Raw genomic sequence first — 24,052 nt, 5'->3', positions numbered from 1 at the left:
GGACCTCAGCCCGGCGTACCCGCCCTCTGTTGTGTTGGCGGTCGCCCGCCCCCGTGCCGCCTAAGGCTAACCCGTCGGCCGATTCCGCGGACGGCGGAAGCCCACCTATTGGTGGATCAATCTGCGGAGGGTTTGCTATCCCGCGCCTCGGGCAGCACGAGCAGCGTCTGGCGCCACCGCGCGGGGGCGGGCCCGAACGCCGCGCGGGCGTTCTCGATGATCTTCTTACTCATCAACCGGTTGCCGACGCCGCCGATCACCGCGCCGACGCCCACCGGCAGCAGCTTGCCGAAGGCGATGGCGCCGCGCTTGAGTGTGTACTTCTTCACGAAGAACTTCAGCAGCCGCGAATTCAATTGCGAGACAGCCGGTAGCGGTACGGTCGCCGCGCCGTCGGCCAGCCACGCGCCGCTGGTGCGGCCGGTGCCGAGCAAGTCTCCGATGGCGTGCTTGCCTTCATCACCGACGAGAACGGCGAGCACCAGCGCGCGACGACGCTCCCGCTCGGTGACCGGGATGCCGTGCACTTCGGCCACCGCGAGGGCGAACACCGCGGTCGCTTCGAGGAACACCACGGTCTCACCGGCAACCGCCGACATCGCGACGAGCGTGCCGATGCCGGGGAAGGCCGCGGCCGATCCGACGGCGGCACCGCTGGCCATGGTCGCGGCCATGTAGTGCTTCTCGAGCTTGGTGATGATCTCGGCCGGGGTGGCACCGGGGTTGTGCTCCCGTAGCCGGTTCACGTAGGCGGCCACAGCCGGCGCCTGCACCCGGGCCCCGCCCTCGAGGATGTGCGAGAGCGCCTTGGCGGCAGCGCCAGGGTTCTCGGTGTGGGCGTCATGCTTCACAGGCAACTGCCCCTTCATGCTGGAGCGAGCACTCATCGGCCGGCCTCTCCATCTCCGTACACAGGAATTCAGGCTAACGCGTGGTCAACGATCGGCGTGCCATCTGAGTGCCCGGCACCAGCTGAGCCGGCGATCACATCTGAATGCTGCCGATTTGCCGGGAAGAAAAAACCGGTATGCATTGCTAACCATATTCATGGCAGCATCGCCCCTTGTGGATCTGACAGCGGTAGGCGACGCGACCGACAGTGGCGTGCCCGCCGAGGCCCCGGAAGTACGTCCGGCGCCGAGCCGTACCCGGATGATCGTGGTGCTGGGCCTGTTGGTCGCACTCGGCCCGCTGACCATCGACATGTACCTGCCGGCGCTGCCCCGCATCGCCTCTGAGCTGGGGTTGTCGTCGTCGGTCGCGCAGCTGACGCTGACCGGGACGCTGGGCGGCCTGGCCCTCGGCCAGCTGATCGTCGGTCCGCTGTCGGACGCGCTGGGCCGTCGGCGCCCGCTGGTCGCCGGCATCCTGCTGCACATGGCGGCCTCGCTGCTGTGCCTGTTCGCGCCGAACATCGAGGTGCTGGGCATCGCCCGCGCGCTGCAGGGTGTGGGTGCCGCCGCGGCATCTGTGGTGGCCGTCGCTGTCGTGAGCGACCTGTTCGAAGAGTCGGTCGCGGCCGTCGTGATGTCGCGGTTGATCCTGGTCCTCGGCGTGGCGCCGGTGCTGGCGCCATCGCTGGGTGCGGCCGTGCTGCTGCGCGGTTCGTGGCACTGGGTGTTCGCCGCGCTCGCCGTGCTGGGCGGCGCGATCCTGGCGGTGGCGGTGCTGGCCCTGCCCGAGACCCTCGCGGTCGCCGACAGGCGCCCGCTGCAACTGCGCGCCATCCTGCGGACGTACGTCGAGGTGCTGAGCGATATCCGTTTCGTGGTGCTGGTCCTCGTCGGTGCCCTGGGCATGTCGGGCCTGTTCGCGTACATCGCGGGGGCCGCGTTCGTGCTGCAGGGCCGCTACGGCCTGGATCAGCAGACCTTCGCCCTGGTGTTCGCGGCCGGTGCCATCGCGCTGATCGGTTCCACGCAGTTCAACGTCGTGCTGCTGCGCCGGTTCGAGCCGCAGAAGATCGCTGTGGTCGCCCTGATCGCCGCGTCGGTGTTCGGCCTCGTGTTCGTCGCGCTGGCCGTACTGCATGTGGGCGGGCTGGCCGGTTTCCTGATCCCGGTGTGGGCCATGCTGGCCGCGATGGGGCTCGTGATTCCGAACACACCTGCCGTCGCGCTGGCTCGTCACCCGGATGCCGCCGGCACCGCTGCGGCCGCGCTGGGTGCCGCCCAGTTCGGGCTCGGCGCGGCAGTGGCGCCGCTCGTCGGCGCGCTGGGCAACGGTGAGTTGGCGCTCGCGGGCGTGATGACGACGGGCGTCGTGGTCGCCCTGTTCGCACTGCTGGCCGTCGGCGACAAGGGCGAATCGGGACACGAACGCCACCGCCATTAGGTCTGTGGTCGCGGCGCCGAACTGCTGACTTGTTCGGATCCGCGACTGTCCGTAGCGTCGAAGTCGAGACCGGCACATCGGCCGGCCACCAGACTTGATACCGACTGCATGCATACGTTGATTTCCGCCGGAGTTCGTCGGTGAGTGCTGCGCAAGTGAGTCGGCCGTGGCATGCCCTCTGGGCCATGATGTTCGGCTTCTTCATGATCCTGGTCGATTCCACGATCGTTGCCGTCGCCAACGTCGTCATCATGCAGAAGCTCGGCACCGACTACGACGGTGTCATCTGGGTGACCAGCGCTTACCTGCTGGCGTATGCGGTACCGCTGCTCGTCGCGGGCCGGCTCGGTGACCGCTTCGGGCCCCGCAATTTGTACCTGACGGGCCTGGCGGTGTTCACGCTGGCGTCGTTGTGGTGCGGTTTGTCCGGCAGCATCGGGATGCTGATCGCCGCACGCGTCGTGCAGGGTCTGGGCGCGGCGCTGTTGACGCCGCAGACCCTGTCCACGATCACGCGAATCTTCCCGCCCGAACGCCGGGGCGCGGCCATGAGCGTGTGGGGTGCCACGGCCGGGGTGGCGACGCTGGTCGGCCCGCTGGCCGGTGGCGTCCTGGTCGACCACCTCGGCTGGCAGTGGATCTTCTTCGTCAACGTGCCGATCGGCATCGTCGGCCTGGCTCTGGCCTGGGTGCTGGTCCCGCAGTTGCCGACCGAGCGGCACCGCTTCGACATCCTCGGCGTGGTGCTGTCGGGCGTCGGCATGTTCGGCATCGTGTTCGGCCTGCAGGAGGGGCAGACCCACGACTGGGCCTGGTGGATCTGGCTGGTGATCCTCGCCGGCCTGGGCTTCATGGCCGCCTTCGTGTACTGGCAGTCGGTCAACCCGGACGAGCCGCTGATCCCGCTCACGGTGTTCCACGACAACGACTTCTGCCTGTCCAACGTGGCCGTGGCCACCATCGGCTTCTGCGTCACCGCGATGATCCTGCCGGTGATGTTCCATGCGCAGGCCGTCCTCGGCCTGAGCGCGACGGAGTCGGCTCTGCTCACCGCGCCCATGGCGGTGGTGTCCGGGATGCTGGCGCCGCTCGTGGGCAAGCTCATCGACCGCCATCCGCCGCAGCCGATCGTCGGATCGGGCTTTTCGGCGCTGGCGATCGGGCTGACGTGGCTGTCGTTCGGGCTGACCCCCGATACCCCGCTGTGGCAGCTGGTGCTGCCGTTCATCGCCATGGGCATCGGCATGGCGTTCATCTGGTCGCCCTTGGCGGCCACCGCCACCCGCAACCTGCCGCCGCGGCTGGCCGGCGCCGGATCCGGCGTCTACAACGCGACGCGGCAGGTCGGTTCGGTACTCGGCAGCGCCGGCATGGCCGCCTACATGACGTCCCGGATCAGCGCCGAGATGCCGACCGGCGGACGGCCCGTCGCCGGCGAAGGCACACCGGTGACCCTGCCGCCGTTCCTGCACGAGCCGTTCGCCACCGCGATGTCGCAGTCGCTGCTGCTGCCGGCGTTCGTCGCGTTGTTCGGGGTCGTCGCCGCACTGTTCCTGCGGGGTCAGGCGACGGCGGCGCCGCTGGTGCGGCCCCGGACCTCCGTCCCGGAGCCGCCCGAGCCCAATTACTTTCCCGATGACGACGACTACGTCGAGTACACCGTCGACCGCACCGAGTTCGACGCCGTGGACGATTCCGACCCGTGGGACTGGTACGACGTGCCCGCCGAACCCGACGAGGACTACGCGCATTACGAGTCCGAAGCCGCCGACGAGCCGCGCACCTCACCTATCCCGATGCGCGTCGACCACTGGCACAGCCCGCGTCGGCCGGAGGTCATGAAAGCTGAGGCGCCTTCGGCACCGCGCCGGGGGCGGCATTACCGCGAAGACGACGAGGCCGACGACCCAGGCGTCTACGGTTTGCATTCGATGTGAGTCAAGATCGGTTCGCGAGCGTGCAGTCAGATCGCCGAAATCGCTGAATCGGTGATCTCTTCGCACGCTCGTGCCGCAGGATCGCCACCAATCCATGCGAGTGTGCAATCAGTGCGCGTGGAACGGCAGATCTGTGATCTGTCCGCACACTCGCGGATGCCTCAGCGGCGGTCTCTGCGCGTGCTCAGTAGACGCGGCTGCCCTGCGCAGACAGCACGAAACCGTGGGTCTTCCGGTCCTGGCCCCAGGCCTCGCCGGGATTCTGGATTTCACAGGTGAGGGCGCCGTCGCCCGCCGTCGCGCACACTTCGTCGTTCTCGTCGACCGAGCCTTTGGCACCGGGGACGACGATCTTCTGGCCGGGGGCCAGCTCCCGGTAACTGGCCGGGTCGACGGGCACGCCACCGTTTTGCGTTTCCTTCTGCTTCACATCGGCCTGGCCGAAACTCGCCACGCTGCCGGCCGCGACTTCCACCTGGGTCACGTCCGCGGGTACGCCCGGCAGCTTCCCCCAGCACGTGATGCTGGAGTAGTACTGCCACGAGTTCGGTCCGTCGTACAGCTCGCAGTGCACGCCGCCGGCGGTCTTGAACCGGTACGACGACCAGCCGTAATGCTTGGGCCCCGCGTAATCGCAGACGTTCACCGCCGCGTAGCCGTCGAACCCGGTGATGACCGCGGGCGCGCGGCTCGGATCGGTGGTGCCGCAGGCCGGGGCGGCGTGGCCGTCGGGTGCTGAGGTGATCGCGAGCAAGGGCAGCCCGAGAGCAACAACCACGGCGAATCGGCGCACCATATTGACGCTACCGGAGCCTCTGGGACCGGATCAGCGGAACAGCACCGCGGGGTTGAGGTACCCGGTCGGGTCGAACGCCACCTTCACCGTGCGCATGGCCGCGACGTCGGCGTCGGTGCGCGACATGGTCAGGTAGTCGCGCTTGCGGGTGCCGACGCCGTGTTCGGAGCTGACGTTGCCACCGCAGTCGGCGATTAGGTTCATCATCGCGGTGTAGAGGGCTCGTTCGGTTTCGCCGGAGACGTTGCAGCGCACCAGGTTCAGATGCAGGTTGCCCTCGCCGATATGGCCGAACAGTACGGGGATGGCCTCGGGCGCGTGCGCTTCGGTGACCGCCACCGCCGCACGGGCAAACCGTGCGACCGAGGAAAGTGGCAGCGACACATCGAATTTCAGTGGCGGGCCATACCAGCCCAGCACCTCGCCGATGGCTTCGCGGACCTGCCACAGCCGCTGCTGTGCGCTGACGTCGACGCCCACCGCGGGTTCTCGGGTCAGCTCCGCATCGCCCAACACGTCGGCCAGAATGTCGGATTGGTCGGTGTCACCGGCCATTTCGACCAGCAGCTGCCAGGCGCCGCCGACGGCGGCGTGCACACCGAGGTGCTCCGCGGTCAGGGCGCTGGCACGCGTGTCGACCAGTTCCAGTGCCGCGATGCCGTCGGTGTCCCGGAGCCTTCGCCCGGTGGTGATCAGGGCGTCGAGGTCGTCGAACCCGGCCACCGCGGTCACCCGATGGGGCGGGACGGGGTGCAGCCGTAGGTCGAGGCCGGTGATGACCCCGAGCGTGCCTTCCGCGCCGACGAACAACGAGGTCAGGTCGTAACCGGTGTTGTCGCTGCGCACCTGGCTGTGCCGGTGCACCAGCGTGCCGTCGGGCAACGCCACCTCGAGGCCCAGAATCTGTTCGCGCATATTGCCGTAGCGCACGGTCCGCAGGCCGCCGGCATTGGTCGACGCCATGCCGCCGACGGTGGCCGAATCGCGGGACGCGAGGTCGACGCCGAACACCAGGCCTGCAGCGGTCGCGGCGCGCTGCACCGCGGCGCAGGTCGCTCCGGCGCCGACCCGGATGCGACGTTCCTCGGTGTCGACAGCTCCGACCGCCGACAACCGTTCGGTGGAGAGCAGAATGTCGTCGTGCTCGGGGACGGTGCCGGCCACGAGTGACGTCCGCCCGCCCTGCACCGTGACGCAGGCGCCCGCATCGCGGCACGCGCGCAGCACTGCGGCAACCTCGTCCTCGCTGCCGGGGCGGACCAGCGCCTGGGCCTGGCCGCGGTAGCGCCCGGTCTGGTCGACGACGCGTCCGGCGAGCACGTCGGGATCGGTCGTGACGTACCCGGTGCCGACGATCGCGGTCAGTTCGGCGAGGAGCGTCACCCCGTGCTCCCGGCGGTCACCGACAGGAACGCGCCGAGTTCGATCATCCCGTCCGGCGTCGAGGGGAGATAGTCGGTCAACAGCGCCGAGCGCACCACGTAGGCAGCGTATTTGGCGCGGCTGATCGCCACGTTGAGCCGGTTGCGGTTCAGCAGAAAGCCCATGCCGCGGGGCACCTCGGCGATGGACGACGCCGTCATCGAGACGAACACCACGGGGGCCTGCCGCCCCTGGAATTTGTCGACGGTACCCACCTGGACGTCACCGTAGCCCGCCGCGTCCATCCGCTCGCGCAGCAGTACCACCTGCGCGTTGTACGGCGCCACGATCAGGACATCTTCGGGGCCAAGGGTTTTCGTGCCGTCCTCGTCGGTCCACTGCCTGCCCACCAGGCCATCGATGGCGGTGATGATCGCCTCGGCCTCCTCGGGACTGTCCGTCGCATTGCCCTCGTGCTCGACCGTGATCAGGTGCACACCGGGTTCGATACCGGCCAATCGCCGTGCGCCGCTGACACTTTCGGCCGCCAGCAGTCGATTGTCGTAGGACAGCGCCGATACCGGAGCGCACACCGCCGGGTGCATCCGGTACGACACGTCGAGGAAATAGCCGCGTTCGGCTGGCAGGGTGTGGCGGCCCTCGACCAGCCAGCTCAGCGCCGACTCGTCGACCGGCTCGGGGTGGGTGCCCTGGCTGACCTGCGGCAGCTGCTGCGGGTCGCCGAGCAGCAGCAGATTGCTCGCCGCGGGTGCGACGGCGATGGTGTTGGCCAGGCTGAACTGGCCGGCCTCTTCGATGACGAGCAGATCCAGGCTGCCGCGCGGGACCCGGCCGTCGTTGGCGAAATCCCAAGCGGTGCCGCCGATCACGCAGCCGTTGTTGTCCTCGATGAAGCGCGCGTACTGGTTGTCCGGCACGTCGCTGAACGGTGCGCCCTCGGGGGCACGCTTCTTGCCGACGACCCGGCCGTCGACCCCGGCCTTGACCACGCTGCTCAGCACGTTCTCCACGACGGCGTGCGCCTGCGCCACGACGCCGATGCGCCAGTGGTCGAGGTTGACCAGGTCGGCGATGACCTTCGAGGCGGTGTAGGTCTTCCCGGTGCCCGGCGGGCCGTGCACGGCAAGGTACGAGGAGTCCAAATCCCGCAGGGCGGCGACGATATCGCGCGCTGCGTCGCCGGTGCGGGGGAGCGGGCCGGTGGACCGGGTGCGCGGGGCGGACCGCAGCAGGATGTCGAGCGGCGCATTGGGCGGCAGCGACGGCAACCCGGCGGCGAGCTCGGCAGCCGTCGTCTCGATCGAGGTCCGCAGCGGTTTGGTGTTCGGCGGCGGACCCGGCGTCAGGGCGAAGGGCAGTTGGCCGAACTCGTCGCCGTCCTTGCCGGTGCGGTGCACGATCAGCACCTCGGTGCCGTCCTCGTTGCAGTCCACCACCGTGGCGGTACCGGCGGCGCGGACGTCGGGATCGTCGGAAAGTCCTGCCGGAGAAGGTGGCTCGTAGAGTGCGAACACCTCGGCGCCGGGCCGGAGCGAGCCGGCGGCGATCTCGCCGCGCAGCAACACCTGGCGCTGCGGCTTGCGGGCCTTGGGCGGGATGTTCCAGTCGACGGCGACGTGCGGGGTTGCCGTGGACACGAAAACGTCTGTGCAGTCGGCCCATTCGTCCACCGGGTTGTTGAGCCGGTCGAAATGCTCCCACCAGAACGGCTTTTCCTCGCGCTGGTGGTATCCGCGGGCGGCCGCGATCATGGCGACGGCCTGCTGCTTGTCCGAGCGAGCCGTGGTGCCGTCGCCCGCGTACTTCGCCAGCGCACGCTGAGTGGCGTCGTCGGCCGGCGCGGCCGCCTCCGGTTGCGCGGGGCCACCGACTGCCGGGCCGCGCGGCGCGATGCCCGCGGCCCATGCCACGCCGAGCAGCCACTCGCGCAGCCGCAACGTGGAGCGGCAGTCGTAGTGGTTGTAGTCCTCGATCTCCTTGAGGACGGTCGCGGCTTCCTCGTGTTCGCCGGCCGCCTCGAGTTCGGTGTAGCGCGCGTACTGCGTGATGGAGTCGGTGGCCTTGGTGACCTCACCGACACGCAGCTCACCGCCCATGTACAGCGGCTCCAGGTACTTGATGCTGTAGCTCTCGGTCCCGACGCGAATACTCTTGCGCACCAACGGCAGCAGGTCGACCAGCACACCGCTGCGCAGCAACTCGTCCACCTCGGCCTCGCCGACGCCGTAGCGCCCGGACAGCCGCAGCAGCGTGCTCTTCTCGTAGGCCGCGTAGTGGTAGATGTGCATGTTCGGGTACCGCTTGCGTTGCTTGCGTACCAGCGCCAGGAAATCGATGAGCGCCTGCCGTTCACTGGTCCGGTCGTGCGCCCACAACGGGTGGAACTGTCCCGTCGCGGTCAGGGTGCCCCACAGGTATTCCAGGCCCCAGTCCCGGCCGTTCTCGGTCCACAGCGGGTCGCCTTCGTAGTCGAAGAACAGGTCGCCGCGGTCGGGTTCGGGCAGCGCGGTGAGTGGCTGTGGGTCGATGACCTCGAACTGCGGCTTGTCGTCGATCGGCGGCGCGACCTGCAGCCGCGCCTGCCCGACGAGATTGGCCACGATGCGCGACGAGAGCCCCGGCACCGCGCCGCTGTGCTCGGCCAGCTGGTGCATGGTGGTGATGCCGGCGTCGAGCAGCCGGGCCCGCTGGCTCACCCGCATCCCGGCCACCAGCAGCAGGTCGTCCCGCTCGCGGACTTGGACTTCGCAGTCCTCGCACTGGTGGCAGGCCCGCAGCGTGGGCGTCTCCCAGGACACCGGTGTGCCACCGGTGCGGTGCTCGTCGAGCAGCCGCTGCAGCGCCGCGCGCCGCGGCAGGTAAACGGGAAGCAGCTCGGCCACCGGATAACTGGCGATGGTGCCGTCGCCGAGCACCAGATCCACCTCGGGGGCCACCGGCACGCCGGCCTGTGTCAGCGCGTCGGCGTAGGCCGCCAACTGCAGCAGCGCCTCGACCTTCACCGACCGGGCCAGTTTCGTGTCCCGCAGGCGGTAGCGGCCGTCCTCCAGGATCAGGAAGTCGGCGAATCCCAGGAAACGGCCGTCGAACATCGCGGCCTGATAGATCACCGGTGCCCGGCGGTCGACGGCGGCCCGGGTGGCTTCGGCCGCGGCCAGCAGCCCGGCGACGGTGTACGGCCGCGGCCGGCCGATCATCGTGACGTTGTCGCCGGACGCCTCCCGCAGCTGCTCCAGATGCCGCTGCTCATGCGCGTCACCCAGTTCGGCGGTGCGGGCCAGCAGGTCGTCGTCCACGACGGCCTTCGGTCCCCAGCCCAGCAGCCCGTCGAACCGGCGCAGCAGCGCGTACTCGCAGCGCGCCGCGGCCGCGAGATCCGACGCGCTGTAGATGACCGGCGCAGCGTGATCGGTCGGACTGAGGAACACGTCGCCACCATATGGCAGCCCGCCGACAGACCGGGGTTACCTTGGCTGGAGTGAGCAGGATTTTCACCACGAGCGTCGCGTCGGTCTATCCCCACTACGTCAACAAGGTGGAGAAGAAGGGGCGCACGACCGCCGAACTCGACCAGGTCATCTGCTGGCTGACCGGATTCGACCAGGCCACCCTGGCCGAGCACCTGAAAGCAGAGACGACGTTCGAGGACTTCTTCGCCGCGGCGACACTGAATCCGAATGCCACCCTGATCACCGGTCTGGTGTGCGGCGTCCGCGTCGAGAACGTCGAGGACCCGTTGATGCAGAAAATCCGCTACCTCGACAAGCTGGTCGACGAACTGGCCAAGGGCAAGGCCATGGAGAAGGTGCTGCGCAGCTAGTGCGTGTTGCCGATCAGCTCGACACCGTTGCCGTTCCAGTGGAACCGCACGATGCTCTTGAGCCCGCTGGCCGGGTTGGTGTAGCTCAGGGCGACGGTGTCGCCGGTGGTCTGGGCGAGGTCGATGCCGTTGAACCCGTAGGTGTCGGGCACCCCGGTCGGGATCAACTGGCCCAGGTGGAACATCACGGCGCGGGTGTTCGGCTGTTCGGCGTTGGTGTTCGCTTTCACAATCACCACCGACAGTGGCGCGCACTGGTTGTAGTTCCCGGCCAGCGGTTCGGGGCTCCACCCCTGTTTGCTGCGCGGGTCGGCCGGCAGCGTCGACACCGCTTTGGCGATATCCGGCGCCGTGAGGCTGACGGCGCAGGGGTCGGCCGGGGCCGCGCTGGTCTTCGGACCTGCGGCGACGGTCGGCGCGGCGGTTTTCTTGGCGGCGGCCGGCGCGGTCGGCTCGGGGGTCTTGGAGGCGGTGGAGTCACCCGACCCACAGGCGGACAGGCTTGCCGCCGCGAGTGCGGCCACCGCGATCGTCATCAGTTTCGGTTCGGCGCAGCGCACCCGGCCACCCTATAAGGCGGACCAGGGGGAGTCCGGTCAGCCATGCTGGGCGTACCTGGCCTGATAACCCTCTAGACTCCTTGCATAATGACGACGTCTTCGCCCGAGGCCGACCCGGATTCGGGCGGCCCCAACACCACAGCTGATCCCGCTTCAGAAACCTCCGCCGACACCGGCGCCGAGGTCACTTTCGCCGACCTGAACATCCGTCCGGAGGTGCTGCGGGCGCTGACCGATGTCGGCTACGAATCTCCGTCGCCCATCCAGGCCGCGACCATCCCCGCGATCCTGAACGGTTCCGACGTCGTCGGCCTCGCCCAGACCGGTACCGGCAAGACCGCCGCGTTCGCGGTGCCGGTGCTGTCCAAGATCGACCCGGCGAGCCGCAACACCCAGTGTCTGGTGCTGGCCCCGACGCGTGAACTCGCGCTGCAGGTGGCCGAGGCGTTCAGCAAGTACGGCGCGCATCTGAACGTCAACGTACTGGCGATCTACGGCGGCTCGTCCTACACGCCGCAGCTCGCGGGCCTCAAGCGCGGCGCGCAGGTCGTGGTGGGCACCCCGGGCCGCGTCATCGACCACCTGTCGAAGGGCAGCCTGGATCTCTCGCACCTGGACTACCTGGTGCTCGACGAGGCCGACGAGATGCTGCAGATGGGCTTCGCCGAGGACGTCGAGCGCATCCTCGCCGACACCCCCGAGTACAAGCAGGTTGCGTTGTTCTCGGCGACCATGCCGCCGGCCATCAAGAAGATCACCGCCCGGTACCTGCACGACCCGGTCGAAGTGACCATCAAGGCCAAGGCGCAGACCGCCGAGAACATCACGCAGCGCTACATCCAGGTGGCCGGCCCCCGCAAGATGGACGCCATCACCCGGCTGCTCGAGGTCGAGCCGTTCGAGGCGATGATCGTCTTCGTCCGCACCAAGCAGGCCACCGAGGAAGTTGCCGAAAAGCTCAGGGCCCGTGGCTTTTCCGCGGCCGCGATCAACGGTGACATCCCGCAGGCCGTCCGTGAGCGGACCATCAATGGGCTCAAGGACGGTTCGATCGACATCCTGATCGCCACGGATGTCGCGGCGCGCGGCCTGGACGTCGAACGCATCTCGCACGTGCTGAACTACGACATCCCGCACGACCCCGAGTCCTACGTGCACCGCATCGGGCGCACCGGTCGCGCGGGTCGCTCGGGCACCGCGCTGCTGTTCGTCACCCCGCGCGAACGGCACCTGCTCAACTCGATCGAGCGCGTCACCCGCAAGAAGCTCATCGAGTCCCAGCTGCCGTCGGTCGACGACGTCAATGCCCAGCGCGTGGCGAAGTTCCGCGATGCCATCACCGACTCGCTCAGTGCGCCGGGCATCGAGCTGTTCCGCCGCCTGATCGAGGACTACGAGCGCGACAACAACGTGCCGCTCGCCGAGATCGCGGCGGCCCTGGCGGTGCAGACGCAGGGTGGCGAAGAGTTCCTCATGAAGGAGCCGCCGCCGGAGAAGCGGCGTGAGCGTCCGGACCGTGACGATCGCGGGGACCGTGGCGATCGCGAGCGCAAGCCGCGCTCGACGCGCGACGACCTGGCCACCTACCGCATCGCGGTGGGTAAGCGGCACAAGGTGATTCCGGGTGCCATCGTCGGCGCGATCGCCAACGAGGGCGGTCTGAACCGCAGCGACTTCGGGCACATCAGCATCCGGGTGGATCATTCGCTGGTCGAGTTGCCCGCGAAGCTGAGCAAGGACACGCTCAAAAAGCTGGAGAACACCCGTATTTCGGGCCAGTTGATTCATCTGGAGCTCGACAAGGGTGGACGTTCCGGCGGTTACGAGGATCGTGGCGGACGCCCCGACCGGGGTTCGTACTCGGACCGCGGTGGTCGCCAGGACCGCGGCTCGGACCGGGGTTCGTACTCCGACCGTGGTGGCCGTCAGGACCGCGGACCGTACAAGGGCCGGGGTCGTGACGACGACCGGCGCGGTGGACACGGCGAAGGTCGAGGCGAGGGCAAGCGTAAGTACAAGTGACCCGGGTTGATTCGCTCACCGGGGTCCGTGCTGTCGCCGCACTGCTGGTGGTCTTGACCCACGCGGCCTTCACGACCGGCAAGTACACCCAGACGTATGTCGGGCTGATGTACTCACGCGCGGAGATCGGTGTGCCGATCTTCTTCGTGCTGTCGGGGTTCCTGTTGTTCACCCCGTGGGTGAAGGCGCTGGCTCGGGCCGACGCCGAAAAGCCCTACGACGCACCGTCGGTGCGGCGTTACGCCTGGCACCGGGTACGGCGGATCATGCCGGCGTATGTGGTGACGGTGTTGGCGGCCTACGCGCTGTATCACTTCCGGACGGCCGGCCCCAACCCCGGGCACACCTGGCTGGGGCTGTTGCGGAATCTCACGCTGACCCAGATTTACACCGACAACTACCTGTTCTCCTGGCTGCATCAGGGCCTCACCCAGATGTGGAGCCTGGCGGTGGAAGTTGCTTTCTACGTTGCCCTTCCGGTGTTGGCCTACCTGCTGATGGTGCTGCTGTGCCGACGGCAGTGGCGGCCGGGCCGGCTGCTCGGCGCGTTGGGGGTACTGGCCGTGTCGAGCCTGGCATGGCTGACGCTGGTGCACACCACCGATTTCCTGCCCGACGGCGCCCGCCTCTGGTTGCCCACCTACCTGATCTGGTTCGTCGGCGGCATGCTGCTCTCGGTGCTGTCCGTGATGGGGGTGCGGGCCTACGGATTCCTGTGCATCCCACTGGCATTGGTCTGCTATCTCATCGCGTCCACGCCCATCGCCGGCGCGCCGACGACGTCGCCGGCGACGCTGGGGGAGAGCCTGTGGAAGGCGGTGCTCTACGCGTCGATCGCCACGTTGGTCGTCGCGCCGCTGGGCCTGGGGAACCGCGGCTGGTACGCGCGCCTGCTGGGGAGCAGGCTGATGGTCTTCCTCGGTGAGATCTCGTACGAGATCTTCCTGGTGCATCTGGTCATCATGGAACTGGTGATGGTCGAGGTGATGCACCAGCACATCTGGACGGGATCGACCTTCGCGCTGTTCACGCTGACGATGCTGTTCACCGTTCCGGCGTCGTGGCTGTTGCACCGGTTCACGCGGGTGCGGAACTAGGAACAGTCGCAGCAGTCGCAGCAGCCATCGCAACAGCAGCCGTCGCAGTCACAGCAGCCATCGCAGTCGCAGCAACAGCCGCTGCAGTCGCACGCGAAGCAGCCGTCGAACCAGCCGGCCTTGCGCTGGACCTTCTCCTCGGGATTCTCTTCGCCCGTTTCGATCCCGACCACGTCGTCCAGCGGAGCTTCGCCGAATGACGCGACCGGTGGCTCGGCGTCGGGAGGTACCTCCGTCGCCCGGTATCCCGCGTCGCTGAAGGTCCGGGACACGGCCCGCCGCAACTCGCGCGTCAGCAGCCGGTGCACCAGCCGCCCGTCGGTGAACTGCACGTCGGCCAGGGCCAGCTCGATGCCGAGCACCGCGTCGTCACACATGGTCCGGACGTCTCCGACCGGTGTCGCGGTGGCGGCCACCGGATTCCACTTTCCGTGCACCTCGTCGTCGTGCAGATCCTCGACCGCGTCGAGCAGGTGCGCGACCCGCCCGAACAGCTGGCCGACCTCGCGCAGCGGCGCGACATTCGCCGGCCGGCCGGCCAGCACCGCGGTGTGGCCGAACGCCGCGGCGACGGACGTCTCGGTGGGTTCGGTGACCGCGAGCAACGAACCACCCGGTGCCGCAGCGGCTTCCAGCGCCGCCTGCCGCCTGATCGCTTCCATCAGCACGCCGGTATCGAAGCCCAGCGCGGTACCGACATCCGTACCTTGGCGCTCCCACCGGTCGGCGATCCGTCGGGCCGCGGGCCGCACTCCTGCTGCGGCGAACACCCCGTCGCCGTCATCGACGTGATCGCGCACCCGTGCCGCCGCGAGCACCAGGGAGACGACGGCCGCCAGCCGAACCGATTCGCCTACCGCGACATCGGCCTTGCGCATGCCGCGCAGCGGACAGCGGCCGGCCTCCCGGCGGCCGGGCGCCGCGGTGGACTGCGCCTCCACCAACGCCGACACGACGAGGCCGTCGTAGTTTGTGGCGACTCGGCCGCCCTGACCGTAGTCATCGCGAAGCGCGAGACATAGGCCGCACAACTGGGCGGTCCAGACGGCCGCAAGTTCCTTGCCGAGCCGATGCCGGCAGGGCCGGAGGATGCCGAACACGGCTCGAAGATAGCTGTGGCCAGCACAAACCGCAGGCAATCAACCAACACCATCAATTAGGTTATGCTGCCCTAAGAGTCCAATCGGAGGGTGCAACATGACCGAGTCGAAGCCGTCGCGTGGAATCCAGGGCGCGCTGGTCAAACTGTGGCGGGGCGGCGATTACGAGCTGACCGTCACCGGCCGCACCCAGATCACCCCGCACTACCTGCGGCTGCATTTCACCACCGGCAACCTGCTCGCCGAGCGGCCGGTGCACCCGACCATGTGGGTCCGGGGCTGGTTCCCCGACGGCGACAAGGCGCACCAGCGCGGCTACACGCTGGTCAACCCTGATCCGGTGGCCGGCACCACGGACATCGACTTCGCGCTGCACGACGGCCTCGCCACCCGCTGGGCGCAGGACGCCAAGCCCGGTGACACCCTCGAGGTGACGCTGCTCGGCAGCAGCTTCGAGCTGCCCGAGCCCGCGCCGGCCGGATACGTACTGGTCGGTGACACCGCATCGCTGCCGGCCATCAACTCGCTGCTGCAGGCGATCGGCGAGGCGCCCATCCAGGTGTATCTGGAGGCGGGTCACGACGACGACCGCGATCTTCAGGTGGGCACCGGTGCGCCGGGGCTGACCGTCACGTGGGTCGACCGCAAGAACAACGGCGAGGCGCTCGTCGAGACCGTGCGGGCGTCTGCGTTCGACGCCTCCGATCACTTCGGCTGGGTGGCGTGCGACAACCGGACCACCCGCTCGGTGGTCAAGGTGCTGCGCGAGGACTACCAGATTCCGAAGAAGGCGATCAAGGCTCGCGCCTACTGGGAAGCCTGATCGCTCGGAACCAGCTGGGACACAACGAATTCGTCGATCATCGCGCGTTCATCGTCTTCGTCGGCGCCGGGGAACATCAACAGCGATACCAGGATCCGGACCAGCCAGCCGGCCCGGCGGTGCGCGGCTTCGGTCTCCAGTTCGGGCCACGACGCCGACAGGAACGCCGCCACCAGTCCGGTGATGACGTCGGACTGCGCGGCGACCTCGCCACCGATGGGTCGCTGGGTGGCGACGAACCACGATGACAGCGCCGGGCTTTCCCGCACACTGCGCAGCGCGATCGCGACGCCGTCGAGCAGGCGCGTGCGCGGGTCGGTGATGTCGGCGATCTGCTCGCCGACATGGGCGAACACCCGGAACGCCTCGCGGTGCACGTAGGCCAGGTGGAGCACGTCGCGGTTCTCGTAGTACCGGTACAACGTGGCGCGGGAACACCCTGCCGCCCTGGCGATTTCGAGCATCCCGACGGTCGCCGCGTCCTGCTCGGCGAACAGGCGGTCGGCGGCGTCCAGGATGGCCTCCGCCGCGACCTCGGTGCGGCGGCCGGCCAGCCAGTCGTTTGCCATCAGCCGATCGTAAACGGCACCGATAGCGGGCGTCGCACGTAGCTGCCCCCGGCCCACTCGATGTTGTCCTCATCGACGGTGAATTCCGGTATCCGGGAGAGCAGTTCGGTCAGTGCGACGCGGGACTGCATCCGTGCGGCCGCCGCGCCCAGGCAGTGGTGCGCACCGTGGCTGAACGTCAGGATGTTGCGCGGGGCGCGCGTCACGTCCAATTCGCCTGCGTTGGGCCCGTATTGGCGTTCGTCGCGGTTACCGGAACCGTAGAGCAGCAGAGCCTTGCGGCCGGCGGGGATGGTGGTGTCGCCGATGGTGACGTCGCGGGTGGTGGTGCGGGCCAGGCCCTGGACCGGCGAGGTGAGCCGGAGCAGTTCGTCGACGGATTCGGTGATGAGGTCCGGGTTCTCCACGAGCAGCCGGCGCTGATCGGGGCGCCGGTGCAGCAGTTGCACCGAGCCGCCCAGCATCCCGGTGGTGGTGTCGTTGCCGCCGGTGACCATGGTGAACGTGAACGCGAGGATCGACAGCACGCCGCTGATGTCGCCGTCGGCGCCGATGCCCGCGGCGACCAGATGCGACACGGTGTCGTCTTCGGGCTCCTTGCGGCGGCGCTCGATCAGCGCGGTGAAGTACCCCATCATGTCGCCGAGCGCGCTGCCCAGCGTCTCGAGCGCGCCGCCGAGGCCGCCCTCGGCGGTGTTGGCCGCGACGATGGCCTCGGTCCAGCCGTCGAACTGGTCGCGGTCGGCTTCGGGAACACCCAGGTAGTGCGCGACGACCATCGACGGCAACGGCTTGAACAGCTCGGCCACGATGTCACCGCCACCGGCGGCCTTGAGCTTCTCGAGTCGCTGCACCACGAACTCGCGCACCTTCGGCTCGACGGCCTCCACCTGGCGCGGTGTGAAGCCGCGCGACACCAGCTTGCGGAATTCGGTGTGCACCGGCGGGTCCGTCATCACCATCGGCGGGTTGTCTTGCAGGCCAATGAGTTCCAGCTCGCCGTAGTTGACGGTCAAGCCCTGCGCCGAGGAGTACGTCTGGTGATCGCGCGCCGCGGTCCAGATGTCGGCGTGCCGGGACAGCACGTAGTAGTCGGCGCCGGGATTGTCGGTGGGTACGACATGGTGGACGGGATCGTGGTCGCGCAGCGAGCGGTACATCGGCCAGGGATCGACCCACCCGGCGGAATCGGCAAGCTGGAACGCCACGGGGGAGTCGGATGTCTCGTGAGACAAAATCGCCGTCATGTCTTATGTGTACGTCGGCGGGCCAGATGTGTCAAGGGTCCATCGGCATGCGCCATGAACACCGCCGAGGTGTTGTGGCGCTGCTGTTCGGCTAGATCCCCGCCCCCGGATTCAGGATGTTGTCGGGATCCAGTGCCGCTTTGATCCGGCGGTTCAGTTCCATGACCTCCGGGCCGAGTTGGCCGGCCAGCCAGGGCCGCTTGAGCCGGCCGACGCCGTGCTCGCCGGTGATGGTGCCGCCGAGCGACACGGCCAGGTCCATGATCTCGCCGAACGCGATGTTGGCCCGCCGGGTGTTCTCGGCGTCGTTCGGGTCGTGGACGATCAGCGGGTGGGTGTTGCCGTCCCCGGCGTGCGCGATCACCGAGATCAACAGGTCGTGCTTGCGGGCAATCTCACCCACGCCGTCGACCAGGTCCGCCAGCGCGGGCAGCGGCACCCCGACGTCTTCCAGGAGCAGCGGGCCCTTGGCCTCCACCGCCGGGATGGCGAACCGCCGGGCGGCCACGAAGGCCTCGCCCTCGTCGGGGTCGTCGGTCAAAAAGACTTCTGTCGCACCGGCTTCGGTGAACACGCGGGCCATGAACTCGGTGTCCTCGACGCCCGCCGGGCCGCGGTCGTCGGAGGCCGCCACCAGCATGGCTTTGGCGCCGCGATCCAGGCCCATCTTCAGCTTGTCCTCGACGGCGTTGATGGCGACGTCGTCCATGAACTCCAGCATCGACGGGCGAATCCGGCCGGTGACGGTCACGACGGCGTCGGCGGCCGCGCGCACCGAGTCGAAGCTCGCCACCACGGTGCACCCGCGGTGCTGTGGTGGCAGCAGGCGCAGGGTCGCCTCGGTGACGATGCCGAGGGTGCCCTCGCTGCCGACGAAGAGTTTGGTGAGGCTCAGTCCCGCAACGTCTTTCAGCCGCGGGCCACCGAGTCGCACCGCCGTGCCGTCGGCCAGCACCACCTGCAGGCCCAGGATGTAGTCGGTGGTGACGCCGTACTTCACGCAGCACAGGCCGCCGGCATTGGTGGCGACGTTACCGCCGATGCTGCAGATTTCGAACGACGACGGATCGGGCGGGTACCAGAGGCCATGGGCCGCAACGGCTTTCTTGACCTCGGCGTTGAGCAGGCCGGGCTGCACCACGGCGGTGCGGGTCGCCGTATCGACGACGATGTCACGCATCCGTTCGGTGGTCAGCACGATGCCGCCGTCGACGGCGGTCGCCCCGCCGGACAGGCTGGTGCCGGCGCCGCGCGGCACCACCGCGATCTTGTGTGCGCTGGCCCACCGCAGGACCGTCTGCACCTCCTCGGTGCTGCGCGGTCGCACCACTGCGATGGGAGTGCCGGCGTCGGGATCCAGTGCGCGGTCCTGTCGGTAGGACGCGACGATGTCCGGATCGGTGACGACGGCGTCGGCGGGCAGGTCGGCGATGAGGCTGGGCAGCGCGGTATGCACGCGGGCAAGTCTAGGAGCCCGGTGGTGACCAGCGAAGACTCGCGTCATGTGCCGGGGGCATTAATCCCATGTAACGCCCGTGTTACGGGTATCGTCAGCTATGTGTACAGCAAGGCCTTGTTGGCCGAGATGGGAGCGCTGCGCGACAGCCGTCGCGGAGCGCATGTGTCTGCGACCGCCATCGAGCTCCACGTGCGCGCCGTGAGCCATAGCGTGCGCACGCGCCGGCCGGCTTTCGTGGCCGACGAGGCGCTCGATCTGATCGCGTCAGGGTCGGTGACAACCGTTGCGGCACTCGAGCTTTGGATGGCTGGCCTCTGGCAGCGGGTGCCCGGCGGCTACTTGATCGACGACCGTGAACTGATCGCCCACCTGTCATCTGGTCCGGTGCGGCGCTGGGTGCGCCGGGTGTGGCTCAAGCTCAACAGTGAGTCGGTCATCCCGTTCTGACCGCACCCGCAGTTGCGCGGACGCCGCGTAATGCGGCAAACAACAGGTCGTTCAGCATGTCGATGAGGTGGTCGCGGTCGACGGAGATCGCCCCGACGAGGACCGCGGTGAGCGTCTCGGCGACCCCACCGATGACAAATTGCGCCGCCAGTTGCAGATCGATCGGCCGCGGGTCTGTCGCGGAGCCGCTGAGCCCGGCGACGATGCCCGCGAATCGCTGAGCTTCCGAGAGGCGACGCGGGCCGAGGACGGGTGAGGACGCGGACTCGATCAGGACGATGCGGCCCTTGCGCCGATCGGTCAGTGCGACGTCGACAAGTGCGCTGAGCGCCGCGCGCGACCGTGCGCGGGGGCCGCCCTTGGTGTCGGCGATCGCGGCGAGTCCACGCTCTTCCACTTCAGCGGTGATCTCGTCGAAAACCGCGATGTGCAGGTCCTCGATGCGTGGAAACGACTCGGCGAAGTAGCGAGCCGCCAGGCCGGCCTGCTCCGCTACGCCACGCAGGGTGGTCGCGGGGATGCCCTTGGTGCCCATCAGCTCCAGGCCTGCCGCGATGAAGCGACGCCGCCGATCGGCGATGCGGTCGGCGCCACTCATGCCGCCGTACTGCCGCGCCTCACTCACGCCACCAATCTTGACACACGCGTTGACAGATGGTTGCCTCATCTCATCTATCAACGCTTGATGACAGATTGGATGCGCGCATGACCATGACTGCATCGCCCGTGGGGGCCGGCGTGGAGCCGTGGCACCCGAGCCAGCCGCATGCCGAGCTGGCGGCCGACGTCCGGTGGTGGTTGGGCTCGCCGCTGAGCCTCGGGCTCTTCGGGCGCCTCGCACTCGACCAGGTGGCATACCGCCCGATCGCGGCAGCGGTCGATTGGTCCGGACGATTTCAGGAGAACTTCACCGACCGGGGCATCCGGTCGCTCGCCTTCGGCATGCTGATGCTGTTCGGCGACGAGGCCGACCGGCTTGGGGACACTGAGGAACTCAAACGGCTGCATGCCGGCGTGCGGGGAACCGGCAACGGTGAGTTCGCCGACACGCGGTTCAGTGCACTCGACCCCGAACTCTGGAATTGGATCGCCGTCAGCTCGCTGAATCTGTTCTACCGGGGCTACGTCGCGGTCCGCGGCGAGGACCTCGATGCCGAGCAGCGCGAGGCCGTGTATCGGACCCTGCGGTGGATGATGAGCTATCTGGAGTTGCCCAGCGCTCGGGCCAAACTGCCTGAGACCCTGGCCGACATGGAGGCCTACTACGACCGCGTCGCCGAACAGCACTTGGCGGACAACGCATTTCTGCAATATGCCGACGAGAGCTTCGACACGTTGCCCGTGCCGGACTTGCTGCCGAAGCAACTGCGGGTGCTCCTGCTGCCGCTGTGGAACGTGCTGACCCCGATCGCGTTGCGGGTGCCGAAGGTGTTGGGCCGGCGCCATGCCCACCCGAAGATGCGGGAGCTGCTCGACATTCGGTCGACGCCCTTGAACCGGCTCGAATACGCCCTGTATCTGAAGGCCTCTCAGGTGGCCTGGCGGTACCTGCCGCGCGCCGTCGTCCTCGATCCGCTGGCGTACAACCGCTACCGCTACGAACGGCTGCGGTCGGCCTACCATCGCGTGCAATTGGACAACTTCGCCGCTTAACCGCGCCGCCAAGAGGGCAGAATCTTGGGGTGCTGCCACATCCCCGAACCGGAGTGTTGTTCCCGTCCCCGGTCCCGGCCGGCGCGGGTTGGCCCGGGGACCCGGCCGACGCCGACACCCCCGTCGCCCGCACGGCGGCGCAGGTCCGGGCCAGGGCCCGTCGCTGTACCAGTCTGGCCGACCTCGACGCGCAGGTGTCGGTGTGCCGGGGCTGTCCTCGTCTGGTCACCTGGCGTGAGGACGTCGCCATGCGCACGGTGGCGAAGCGCAAGGCCTATGCCGCCGAACCGTACTGGGGCCGGCCGGCGCCGGGGCTCGGCGTGGACCGGCCGCGCATCTGGGTGCTGGGTCTGGCGCCTGCCGCCCACGGTGCCAACCGGACCGGCCGGGTGTTCACGGGCGACCGGTCGGGCGACTTTCTCTTCGCTTCGCTGTACCGCGTCGGCCTGGCCAGCAGCGCCGAGAGTATCGATGCGGCAGATGGCTTGACCCTCAACGACATTCGGGTGGTGGCTGCGGTCCGGTGTGCGCCGCCGGACAATGCGCCGACGCCGGAGGAACGCCTCACGTGCGAGCCGTGGCTGAGCGCGGAGTGGCGGCTGACGGGTCAGGACGTCCGCGTCGTCGTCGCACTCGGTGGCTTCGCGTGGAAGGCCGCGCTGGAGCTGACGGGAGCGGGACGGCCGTATCCGAAGTTCGGTCACGGTGCGCTCGCGGCGCTGCCCGACGGGCGGCGGCTCCTCGGCTGTTACCACCCGAGCCAGCAGAACACGTTCACCGGCCGGCTCACTCCGGCCATGCTGGACGACGTGTTCAGCACGGCCAAGGGAATCGCATCCCGCCCCGAAGAGTTGGATTAGATCGTGCAGTTGTCTGTCCTCGATCTCGTCCCGGTCCGTAGCGACCAGTCCACCGGCGATGCCTTCGCCGCCACCGTGCGCCTCGCCAAGGTCGCTGATCAGCTGGGCTACACCCGCTACTGGGTGGCCGAGCACCACAACATGCCCGCGGTCGCCGCCACCAGCCCGCCCGTCGTCCTTGGCTACCTGGCCGCGCAGACCACTCAGATCCGACTCGGCTCGGGCGGCGTGATGCTGCCCAACCACGCGCCGCTGGCCGTCGCCGAGCAGTTCGCGCTCCTGGAGGCGGCAGCGCCGTGCCGCATCGACCTCGGCGTCGGCCGGGCGCCGGGTACCGACCCCGTCACCTCGATCGCGCTGCGCGGCCCGGCCGGGCGCACCGACGAGGACATTCAGCGCTTCCCCGAGTACCTCGACGACGTCGTCGCGCTGATGAGCCCCGGCGGCGTCAAAGTGTCCCTCGAGGGACGAAACCTGTTGGACAAGAACTACATCCTGAAGGCCACCCCGTCGGCGGTGAGCCCGCCGAAACTGTGGCTGCTGGGCTCGTCGATGTATTCGGCGCACCTCGCCGCGGCCAAGGGGCTGCCGTACGTGTTCGCCCACCACTTCTCCGGGCAGGGCACCGAGGAAGCCCTGGCCACGTACCGCGAAGAGTTCCGCCCCAGCGAATTCGCGGACAAGCCAACCACGTTCATGACCGTCAACGCCTGCGTGGCCGAGACGCGCGACGAGGCCGAACAGCTGATCCGCCCCAACCTGCAGATGATGGCATGGCTGCGCACCGGCGAGCCGCTGCGTGCGCTGGATCTGGTCGAAGACTCGGAGCACAACCAGCTCACCGCCACGCAGCAGGCCATCGTCGCCGCGGGAATGGAGCGGGCCGTCGTCGGCGCACCCGCGGAGGCCGCGGACCAAATCCGCGACCTGGCATCGCATTTCGGTGTCGACGAGGTGATGGTCAGCCCCGTCGCCGCCGCTCGCCGGGGCTGCGATCCAGCCACCGCGCCGGCTCGCGAGACGACACTGCGGCTGCTCGCCGAGCAGCTGCTCTAGCGGGGCGTCAGCGCGACCACCGGGATCGGCCGGGTGGTGCGCTTCTGATATCCCGCGTACCGGTTGGCGTTGTTCTTGTTCACGATCTGCCACAGCCGCGCGTAGTCGGGGTCGTCCTTGCCGACCACGCGCGCGGTCACCGGGATCCGCTTTGTCCCGACGTTGATCTCGATGTCGGGCTTGGCCTTCAGGTTGAAGTACCAGCCGGGCGCCGTCGGCTCGCCGCCCTTGGACGCGACCACCAGGTAGGCGTCGCCGTCCTTCGCGTACGTCAGCGATGTGGTGCGTGCCAGGCCCGTCTTGGCGCCGACGGTGTGCAGCAGCAGGCTCGGCGGGACGCCGGGGAACTGGTGCCCGATCCGGCCTTCGGTCTTCTGGTAGATCCGGTCGTGCATCTTCAGCAACGGGAGACCGAGGTATTTCTCCCACAGGGGCATGCTCATGGCTGCAAGTCTGCCTGTGGATCAGACAGCCGCGCCACCGCCTCCAGTAGGATCTTTCCGCTGGTCTCCCGGTCCGGATCACGGCGCAGCAGCATCCCTTTGGCAAACGCCAGCTTGTCGCCCAGCTTGCGCGGGACGACGTGCAGATGGATGTGGAACACCGTCTGAAATGCGGCTTTGCCGTCGTTGATCGCGATGTTGTTGCCGTCGGCGTGGAGGCCGGACTCGCGCGAGGCCTGGGCGATGCGCTGACCGAGCTTGGCCATACCGGCCACCACGTCCGGCGGGGTGTCGATGAGGTTCTCGTAGTGCCGCTTGGGGACCACCAGGGTGTGGCCGCGCGAGAACGGGCGAATGTCCAGGAACGCCACATAGTCGGCGTCTTCGTAGACGCGTACCGCGGGCGCCTTCCCGGCGACGATGTCGCAGAACACACAGGCCATCAG

The 24,052-nt window shown here is 68.5% G+C and carries 22 protein-coding genes; 10 read left to right on the top strand and 12 right to left on the bottom strand.

The annotated features are described in order from the left end of the window. Positions 1–116: 116 nt before the first annotated feature. The gene (locus tag VXD91_RS28365) at positions 117–887 is read right to left on the bottom strand and encodes a hypothetical protein (protein ID WP_212812605.1); all 771 of its coding nucleotides are present in this window, start codon (positions 885–887) and stop codon (positions 117–119) included. Positions 888–1,152: 265 nt separating this feature from the next. On the opposite strand from VXD91_RS28365, the gene VXD91_RS28360 reads away from it, so the two are divergent. Both VXD91_RS28360 and VXD91_RS28355 read left to right on the top strand, forming a co-directional pair. Next, complete coding sequence (locus VXD91_RS28360; RefSeq protein ID WP_212814932.1) at positions 1,153–2,334, top strand: Bcr/CflA family efflux MFS transporter; 1,182 nt, start codon at positions 1,153–1,155, stop codon at positions 2,332–2,334. Positions 2,335–2,519: 185 nt separating this feature from the next. Continuing rightward, on the top strand, positions 2,520–4,271 hold the full coding sequence (locus VXD91_RS28355) for an MFS transporter (protein ID WP_346416971.1): 1,752 nt from the start codon (positions 2,520–2,522) through the stop codon (positions 4,269–4,271). A gap of 184 nt (positions 4,272–4,455) precedes the next feature. Here the strand turns inward: VXD91_RS28355 and VXD91_RS28350 are convergent, their stop codons facing one another. Genes VXD91_RS28350 through VXD91_RS28340 form a run of 3 tightly spaced genes read right to left on the bottom strand, consistent with a single transcriptional unit; the run spans position 4,456 to position 9,878 of the window. After that, a complete protein-coding gene (locus VXD91_RS28350) occupies positions 4,456–5,064 on the bottom strand; it encodes a hypothetical protein (RefSeq protein ID WP_346416934.1) in 609 nt (202 codons plus the stop codon). 33 nt (positions 5,065–5,097) lie between these two features. Beyond that, positions 5,098–6,450 (bottom strand): FAD-binding oxidoreductase, encoded by a 1,353-nt coding sequence (locus tag VXD91_RS28345; RefSeq protein ID WP_346416933.1) that lies wholly within the window; start codon positions 6,448–6,450, stop codon positions 5,098–5,100. Beyond that, positions 6,447–9,878 carry a TM0106 family RecB-like putative nuclease gene (locus VXD91_RS28340; RefSeq protein ID WP_346416932.1) on the bottom strand — a complete coding sequence of 1,144 codons (3,432 nt, stop codon included), beginning with the start codon at positions 9,876–9,878 and terminating at the stop codon, positions 6,447–6,449. Before VXD91_RS28340 ends, VXD91_RS28345 begins: the two co-directional genes overlap by 4 nt. An 11-nt stretch (positions 9,879–9,889) precedes the next feature. Between VXD91_RS28340 and VXD91_RS28335 the strand changes: the two genes are divergently transcribed. Next, positions 9,890–10,270 (top strand): DUF2200 domain-containing protein, encoded by a 381-nt coding sequence (locus VXD91_RS28335; protein ID WP_207548051.1) that lies wholly within the window; start codon positions 9,890–9,892, stop codon positions 10,268–10,270. Here the strand turns inward: VXD91_RS28335 and VXD91_RS28330 are convergent. Then, on the bottom strand, positions 10,267–10,806 hold the full coding sequence (locus VXD91_RS28330) for an LppP/LprE family lipoprotein (protein WP_212812598.1): 540 nt from the start codon (positions 10,804–10,806) through the stop codon (positions 10,267–10,269). The two genes, VXD91_RS28335 and VXD91_RS28330, sit on opposite strands and share 4 nt — an antisense overlap. A 111-nt stretch (positions 10,807–10,917) precedes the next feature. Here VXD91_RS28330 and VXD91_RS28325 point away from each other — a divergent pair, with 111 nt between their 5' ends. Both VXD91_RS28325 and VXD91_RS28320 read left to right on the top strand, forming a co-directional pair. Next, on the top strand, positions 10,918–12,852 hold the full coding sequence (locus tag VXD91_RS28325) for a DEAD/DEAH box helicase (protein ID WP_346416931.1): 1,935 nt from the start codon (positions 10,918–10,920) through the stop codon (positions 12,850–12,852). After that, on the top strand, positions 12,849–13,949 hold the full coding sequence (locus tag VXD91_RS28320; RefSeq protein ID WP_346416930.1) for an acyltransferase: 1,101 nt from the start codon (positions 12,849–12,851) through the stop codon (positions 13,947–13,949). Before VXD91_RS28325 ends, VXD91_RS28320 begins: the two co-directional genes overlap by 4 nt. On the opposite strand, the gene VXD91_RS28315 is transcribed toward VXD91_RS28320, so the two are convergent. Next, positions 13,946–15,049 (bottom strand): DUF5685 family protein, encoded by a 1,104-nt coding sequence (locus tag VXD91_RS28315; RefSeq protein WP_346416929.1) that lies wholly within the window; start codon positions 15,047–15,049, stop codon positions 13,946–13,948. The genes VXD91_RS28320 and VXD91_RS28315 overlap by 4 nt on opposite strands. 97 nt (positions 15,050–15,146) lie before the next feature. Here VXD91_RS28315 and VXD91_RS28310 point away from each other — a divergent pair, with 97 nt between their 5' ends. Beyond that, positions 15,147–15,872 carry a siderophore-interacting protein gene (locus VXD91_RS28310; RefSeq protein ID WP_346416928.1) on the top strand — a complete coding sequence of 242 codons (726 nt, stop codon included), beginning with the start codon at positions 15,147–15,149 and terminating at the stop codon, positions 15,870–15,872. On the opposite strand, the gene VXD91_RS28305 is transcribed toward VXD91_RS28310, so the two are convergent. The 3 genes from VXD91_RS28305 to VXD91_RS28295 all read right to left on the bottom strand — a co-directional run bounded on the left by VXD91_RS28305 (position 15,857) and on the right by VXD91_RS28295 (position 19,192). Next, positions 15,857–16,441 carry a helix-turn-helix domain-containing protein gene (locus VXD91_RS28305; RefSeq protein WP_318986590.1) on the bottom strand — a complete coding sequence of 195 codons (585 nt, stop codon included), beginning with the start codon at positions 16,439–16,441 and terminating at the stop codon, positions 15,857–15,859. The genes VXD91_RS28310 and VXD91_RS28305 overlap by 16 nt on opposite strands. Then, positions 16,441–17,688 carry a cytochrome P450 gene (locus tag VXD91_RS28300; RefSeq protein ID WP_346416927.1) on the bottom strand — a complete coding sequence of 416 codons (1,248 nt, stop codon included), beginning with the start codon at positions 17,686–17,688 and terminating at the stop codon, positions 16,441–16,443. Before VXD91_RS28300 ends, VXD91_RS28305 begins: the two co-directional genes overlap by 1 nt. A gap of 91 nt (positions 17,689–17,779) precedes the next feature. Then, a complete protein-coding gene (locus VXD91_RS28295) occupies positions 17,780–19,192 on the bottom strand; it encodes an FAD-linked oxidase C-terminal domain-containing protein (RefSeq protein ID WP_318986588.1) in 1,413 nt (470 codons plus the stop codon). On the opposite strand from VXD91_RS28295, the gene VXD91_RS28290 reads away from it, so the two are divergent. After that, complete coding sequence (locus VXD91_RS28290; RefSeq protein WP_244872640.1) at positions 19,169–19,594, top strand: hypothetical protein; 426 nt, start codon at positions 19,169–19,171, stop codon at positions 19,592–19,594. The two genes, VXD91_RS28295 and VXD91_RS28290, sit on opposite strands and share 24 nt — an antisense overlap. Here the strand turns inward: VXD91_RS28290 and VXD91_RS28285 are convergent. After that, entirely contained in the window at positions 19,581–20,219 is a 639-nt protein-coding gene (locus VXD91_RS28285; protein WP_244872639.1) for a TetR/AcrR family transcriptional regulator, read from the bottom strand. The genes VXD91_RS28290 and VXD91_RS28285 overlap by 14 nt on opposite strands. 80 nt (positions 20,220–20,299) lie before the next feature. On the opposite strand from VXD91_RS28285, the gene VXD91_RS28280 reads away from it, so the two are divergent. Genes VXD91_RS28280 through VXD91_RS28270 form a run of 3 tightly spaced genes read left to right on the top strand, consistent with a single transcriptional unit; the run spans position 20,300 to position 23,163 of the window. Continuing rightward, positions 20,300–21,247, top strand: coding sequence for an oxygenase MpaB family protein (locus tag VXD91_RS28280; protein WP_346416926.1), 948 nt, complete (start codon positions 20,300–20,302; stop codon positions 21,245–21,247). Positions 21,248–21,279: 32 nt separating this feature from the next. Further along, a complete protein-coding gene (locus VXD91_RS28275; protein WP_346416970.1) occupies positions 21,280–22,107 on the top strand; it encodes a uracil-DNA glycosylase in 828 nt (275 codons plus the stop codon). Between the two features lie 3 nt (positions 22,108–22,110). Next, positions 22,111–23,163 (top strand): LLM class flavin-dependent oxidoreductase, encoded by a 1,053-nt coding sequence (locus VXD91_RS28270; protein ID WP_346416925.1) that lies wholly within the window; start codon positions 22,111–22,113, stop codon positions 23,161–23,163. Here the strand turns inward: VXD91_RS28270 and VXD91_RS28265 are convergent. Continuing rightward, positions 23,160–23,606 (bottom strand): nitroreductase family deazaflavin-dependent oxidoreductase, encoded by a 447-nt coding sequence (locus VXD91_RS28265; protein ID WP_212812586.1) that lies wholly within the window; start codon positions 23,604–23,606, stop codon positions 23,160–23,162. The genes VXD91_RS28270 and VXD91_RS28265 overlap by 4 nt on opposite strands. Then, the gene (locus VXD91_RS28260) at positions 23,603–24,049 is read right to left on the bottom strand and encodes an HIT family protein (protein ID WP_346416924.1); all 447 of its coding nucleotides are present in this window, start codon (positions 24,047–24,049) and stop codon (positions 23,603–23,605) included. Before VXD91_RS28260 ends, VXD91_RS28265 begins: the two co-directional genes overlap by 4 nt. Positions 24,050–24,052: the final 3 nt, after the last annotated feature.

This window comes from Mycobacterium sp. SM3041, from assembly GCF_039668335.1.
Classification (GTDB): Bacteria; Actinomycetota; Actinomycetes; order Mycobacteriales; family Mycobacteriaceae; genus Mycobacterium.
Note: the sequence above shows the minus strand (reverse complement) of the source record. Positions and strands in the feature narration are given on the sequence as shown.